Source organism: Microvirga sp. P4_G7, from assembly GCF_056401005.1.
The window spans coordinates 1-3242 of sequence record NZ_JBFUKD010000445.1 but is presented as its reverse complement, the minus strand read 5'-3'; the positions used below and the strand labels follow the sequence as shown (position 1 = coordinate 3242).

Genomic DNA, 3242 nt, shown 5'->3' with positions numbered 1-3242 from the left:
ATTCAGACCCCCAATCCCGACACTCGCGCCGAAGCGGAGGTGCCGGGATCTTCATGTCGTTAGATGCTTCTGTTTGGGCGCTACTTCGCGGCCGGCGACGAATCGTCGACCCAGATATCTTCGTAGTTCTGGATCGCGAGTTCGGTGGCGTTGGCCTGCAGGCCCTTCAGCCAAGGCTGATGCGCCATGACCGCCTTGTTGTAGTTGAAGAACCAATATGGCGCGTCGTCGTAGACGATTGCGTTGACCTTCTTCAGGTTGTCGATGCGCTTTGCGGCATCGTCGGTCGCGCCTGCCTCGGCGAGAAGCTTGTCGACATCGGCATTCTTGTAGAGCGTGTAGTTACAAGCCGATTGCGGCGTCGCGGAATCGAAGCACTTCATCGTCGCGAGCGGATCGGGTCCCGTCGAGAGCGACCAGATGAAGGCTTGGAAATCGCCCTTGCGCACGACTTCCGACAGCACTGAACCTTCGACGGGCTTGATCTTCGCCTTGATGCCGACCTTCTCCAGCATCGGAATGACGGCTTCGACGATCTGGATGCCCCAGCTCTCGTTCGAAGTCGCGGTCCATTCGAACTCGAAACCTTCTGGATAGCCAGCTTCGGCGAGCAGCTTCTTGGCCTTCGCGGGATCGTAGGCGTAGGGCTTCAAGGCCTTGTCGTAGGCCGGGGACGACAACGGCAGCCAGCTCGTCGCGCGGTACGCCTTATCCTTGACGAGTCGCTTGATGATCAGGTCCGCGTCGATGGCGTGGTTGATCGCCTGCCGTACGCGCTTGTCGGCGAACGGCTTGAAGTTGGGGTTCATTCCCATGACGCGCGTGTACACTTCGGCGACTTCGAGAATGCCCTTCGAGAGATTGGGATCGGCCTGATACGCCACATACTGTGCCGGGCCGAGAATCGACACGTCGATTTCCTTGTTGCGGAATGCGACGTCGCGCGCAGACGCCTCGCCCATGATCATGATCGAGACCTTGTCGGCATAGGGCTTGCCCGGCTTGTAGAACTTCTCCCAGCGTTCACCGACGATGCGCGATCCGGGAACGTACTCGACGAACTTGTAGGGACCGAGGCCGATCGGTTTCGTCTGGAAGGAATCTTTCGCCGCTTCATCGGCCGGATAAATCGATGTCGTCGCGGTCCAGAAATAATAGGCCGGATCGACCTTCTCGGTCAGCGTCATTTCGAGGGTCGAATCGTCGATCTTCTTGAGGCCGGAGATCGTCTTCGCCTGTCCCTTCTCGACGTCGACCGCGCCTTTGATCAAGCGCACATAGCGCGCACCGGGGAACGCCTTCGACCCGTCCATGATGCGATTGAAGGTCCAGATGATGTCGTCTGCGGTCATCTTTCTTCCATTGTGGAAGAAGGCATCGTCGCGAAGCTTGAAGGTATGAACRAGACCATCACCGGAGACGGAAACCGCCGTGCCGAGTTCGAGCACCGGCTTGTTGGCGTTCGAATCCCAGTTGTAGAGAGTCCGATGGATTGCCTTGGCGTAGATTTCGTCCTGCGCGCGATTGGAGGTATGAATATCGAGATTGGCGAAGCTCGACCCGTAAGGCGCCGTGAAGCGGATCGTGCCGCCCTTGCGCGGCGTTTGCGCTTCGGCAGCGCCAGTGACAGCCAGGGCGAGTGCCGAGGCGACAACGAATGTCTTGAGCACGTCTAGTCCTCCCAAATGCGAAAGCTTTCGCGGATTAGTCCCGCAGTGCGAGCCGCGGGTTCACACACTCTTCTTGTCGAGTGCAGCCAGGTGTCGAGGCGCGTCCCCCTTATGATTTTTTAAGTGACGCCCAGACGATCGTAGACGATCGCACCTCCTCGGATCGTAAGTTCGCAATGCGTGTTGTCAAGGATGTCCTCGGGTGAGGCAGTCAGCAGATTGCGCGAGAACACGGCGATGTCTGCAAGCTGCCCCGGAACGAGTTTGCCTTTGACGTCCTCCATCTTCTGCGAGAAAGCGCCGAACTCGGTATAGGCCTGCAGCGCCTCTTCGATCGATACGCATTCGTGCGCATCCATCACCGTTCCCTTCCATGTCTTGCGCGTCAGCATCGCATAGAAATTGGGAAACGGATTGGGTTCGCAGACAGGCGCGTCGCTGCCGGTCGCCGGCTTGAGACCAAGATCGAACCACGTCTTGAACGGATAGCTCGGCAGGCCTCGTTCCGCACCGAGAACGGAGACATAGGCGTCGCCGAAATCGTAGATGAAGACTTGCTGCGGACACGGGTAAATTCCGGCAGCGACCATCCGGCGGTGCTGCTCCGGCGTCGAGAATCCGCAATGCTCGACGCGGTGCCGCCGGTCGGGATCCGGGATTGCTGCAAGTGCGAGCTCGTAGGCGGTGATCAATTGCTCGATGGCCGCATCGCCGATGGCGTGGCACGCAAGCTGAAATCCTTTCGCGTGCGCATCCATGACAAGGTCGTTCAACTCTCGATCCGGCATCATCTGCACGCCCGTCGTGCCGTCGCCACCGAGGTACGGCTCAGTCATCCAGGCCGTGCGCCCGCCCGCCGATCCGTCGAGGAAGAACTTGATCGCACCGATCATCAGCATGTCGTCGCCGGTGCCGGAGATAAGTCCGGCCTCGCAGCATTTGTGTACGATCGAGCGGTCCGGATCGCCCAGCAGCGCCAGCCACGTCCGCACAGGCAGGCGTCCTTCGCGCTTCGCGCGATGGTAGGCCGATATTTCTCCAAACCCGCCACGCTGGCCCACGGCGGCGTCCATGCAGCTGGTAATGCCGTAGGAGAGGAGATGTTCGCCGCCGCGCTCGATGGCCGCGACAAGCGCATCCTCGGTCGGCGGCGGGATCACCGCCCAGACCGGCGCGCGCGCGTTCTCCGCCAACAGACCAGTCAATCGACCGTTTTCCTGCTCGATCAATCCCCCTTGCGGTGTCGGCGAGTTTTCATCGATCCCGGCGAGAGAGAGCGCCGCCGAATTGCAGACCGAAACGTGTCCACACGTGCGCACCACCATCACCGGGTGATCCGGAGCGGCCTGATCGAGTTCACCGCGATGGGGATGGCGTTGGACGTCGAGTTTGGTCTGGTCGTAGCCGCGCGCCAGGATCCAGGTCCCGCGGGGCGCATCCGCCGCGCGCGCTTTGATCGCCGCCAGCAATCCGTCGAGCGTCGGCACCGTGGTGGGGCGTGCGTCCACCCAATCCATCGTCAGGCCGAGCGACACCAAATGAAGATGCGAATCGTTCAAGCCGGGTGTGGCG

Annotated in this window: 2 protein-coding genes; both read right to left on the bottom strand. The window is 60.6% G+C overall.

Annotation, left to right across the window (positions count from 1 at the left end):
- Nucleotides 1-80 precede the first annotated feature (80 nt).
- Complete coding sequence (locus AC1DT3_RS16115; RefSeq protein ID WP_477466256.1) at nt 81-1670, bottom strand: ABC transporter substrate-binding protein; 1590 nt, start codon at nt 1668-1670, stop codon at nt 81-83.
- A 119-nt stretch (nt 1671-1789) separates the two neighbouring features.
- Nucleotides 1790-3242: amidohydrolase (locus AC1DT3_RS16110; RefSeq protein WP_477466255.1), on the bottom strand; the 1453-nt coding region annotated here is incomplete at its 5' end.